This window comes from Bacteroides sp. RTP31139st1_H2_RTP31139_211217, assembly GCF_040227615.1.
In the GTDB taxonomy this organism is placed as follows: Bacteria; Bacteroidota; Bacteroidia; order Bacteroidales; family Bacteroidaceae; genus Bacteroides; species Bacteroides uniformis.
The window spans coordinates 1,460-3,754 of the sequence record NZ_JBCNZM010000268.1 but is presented as its reverse complement, the minus strand read 5'-3'; the positions used below and the strand labels follow the sequence as shown (position 1 = coordinate 3,754).

The 2,295-nt window shown below is 56.2% G+C and carries 3 protein-coding genes and 1 pseudogene; all 4 read left to right on the top strand.

What is annotated here, in order from left to right; all coding sequences use genetic code 11:
• The coding region (locus ABUA47_RS23650; RefSeq protein ID WP_349832167.1) for a hypothetical protein at positions 1 to 238 on the top strand (238 nt) is incomplete at its 5' end.
• 2 nt (positions 239 to 240) lie between these two features.
• Positions 241 to 1,398, top strand: a complete 1,158-nt coding sequence (locus ABUA47_RS23645; RefSeq protein WP_117720693.1) for a hypothetical protein — start codon at positions 241 to 243, stop codon at positions 1,396 to 1,398.
• An 18-nt stretch (positions 1,399 to 1,416) separates the two neighbouring features.
• Positions 1,417 to 1,701, top strand: a complete 285-nt coding sequence (locus ABUA47_RS23640; RefSeq protein ID WP_120381821.1) for a hypothetical protein — start codon at positions 1,417 to 1,419, stop codon at positions 1,699 to 1,701.
• 36 nt (positions 1,702 to 1,737) lie between these two features.
• Positions 1,738 to 2,295, top strand: a pseudogene (locus ABUA47_RS23635) (hypothetical protein); the annotation flags it as partial.

The window sequence follows — 2,295 nt, the reverse complement described above, 5'->3', positions numbered from 1 at the left end:
CCGTGACGTTACGGCGCATATCCTTGACAGTGATGTGGAGTGGACGCGCGATACGGGCAACGTCACCGAGGACAACGCCTGGGCGGTCGCACACGCGGAAACCGGCAAGTCACTGCCGCTGACGGTCAACGACCTCGGCCCCGACTATATGAACATGACCGGGTGCAAGTTCATCGCACGGGTATTGCTGCGTGACGGGCAGAACAATTATGAGACAATGAATTATATAACTTTCTAATTATGCAGACTATACAGAAGAAGATAGAGGTCAACTACCGCCCTCTCCAGACCAGCGGCGGGATAGAGGTTGTCGGCAGCGTGCCGGACGTGCAGGTGTACCAGGCTGACAAGGCCGAGTACACTCCGGACTACACGCTTACCCCCCTGACGCTGTTCCCCCGGTGCAATGCCACCGACCCGGATGCGGTGGTCAAGGTGGGTGCGGTCAACGCGTCATTGGTCAACATGAAGTGGTACGAGCGCTTGAACGGTGTACGGACATTGATTACATCTGCCAACAAGAGCTATGTCATTACCGAGACCGGAGCCGAGAAGGGTAAGATACAAGTGAAAAAGAACGCCGTTCCCGGCAGTCCGGTAACACTGGAGTTCTACGCCGAGTATGTCGATGCGAAGCGTACCGGACAGACGCATGTCTACCGTTTCAGCCGTCTTGTCCGCGCCGTTGACGGCAGCGAGGCGCAGCCTAAGCTGATGGTCGACTCTCCGTCGGCACTTGATTGGAACCCGTGTCGGGACATTGCCAGGCAGGCCATCACCGCCAGACTGCTTGTCGGTGATGTAGATGTCACAGCAACCAACAAGTGCAAGTTCTTCTTCTATCGGAAGCTGAATACGGGCGCACTGGAGCAGATTACCGACGGTAACGGCGACAATGACTGGGAGTTCGTATCACTGACAAAGAACGTGCTTACCATAGACCGGGACTATATCGGCCACGAACAGACCTACGTCGTGAAAGCATCGTACTCGAAGGACGGTGCTCCTTCATCCAAGCCGGACAGTGACATAGACTATGTCTCCACCACCATCCGCAGGCGTATTCCCAGCATCGAGATTGACTGGGAGGGATTTCCGCAGCAGGTGGCAGACGGAACCAAGATGATATACCCGAAACCGGTCATCCGTGATACGGCAGGGATTGTCCCCAATCCCCAGGCCATCCTTGAGTGCGAATGGTACACGAAGGCGGCCGGCGCCTCCTCATACGTGCTGGCCGCTGCCGGGTACTCGCCCTCCATCCCATGCACCGACGGCATGATGCTACAGCTGAAGGTGATTGACAAGGGCCCGTATGCGGCGGTGGTGACATCTGACGGCAAGTACGTGACGGATGACAGCGGTAAGTTTATAGTGGCAAGGAAAAGGGATGTTTAACCATTAATCGATAGCAGTATGGCATTTTATATCAAAGTGACGAGAGAGGTTGCGGACAAGCTGGGAGTGGCAGGAATCCGCAACAGCACTGCCGACGGCAATGTGCTGTTATGGCAGGCCGATGTGGCAGGCTTTCCCGGCGATACGGTATTCGACCGGGCGGCAGTAGTCTGGGGCGTGTGCCTTTCCCCGCAGCAGGCCAAGGGTGAGATAGACGGCGTGGAAGATCCGGTGGAGGTCGCCACTCCGGAGGGTTTCATGGATAAAGACGGGGAGGAGGTGACCGATGAGCGTAGCGAGTAAGGTCGGGCAATCTTTTCGCAAAAGTCTGGCGTTTACATGCCAGCGATTATGTGCGACAAAGGCGACCTCTATCAAGAGTATGATGGTGAATCGGGTGCTCCGACAAACATAGCCCCCGACTTCACCACGATGAAGCCGACGCTCTCCTTCCTTCTCACCTCCTCACGGGTGGCTGAGGGGGTTGTGGTGCCCTCTTCCATCAGGTGGTATTTCAATGACGTGTTGATAAGCTTCACATCCAACGTTTCCACGAACACGTTCGGCGGCGAGACGGGGCATTTCAAGTACATCCCCTACAAGGCGGGCACTACGAACTATTACGGGCTTCAGATCGTGAAGAACCTGGTGAAGGCGTCGTCCGGTGCGAGCTGCAGCGTCAAGGCGGTGGCTACGGTGACCGTGGGCAACGTGTCGGATGAGGTGCAGTTCGTTTACAGCATCCCTATCACCAAGGGTGTGGGCAACCAGAACGTGGTGACCATCGTTTCCGGAGATGACAAATACTTTGCCATCCGTGAGAAGGGAGGCAGTGTCGTTCTCACGGCAATGGCGAGACGTGGAGCGTCAGAGATCACCTCCGGACTAACCTACAAG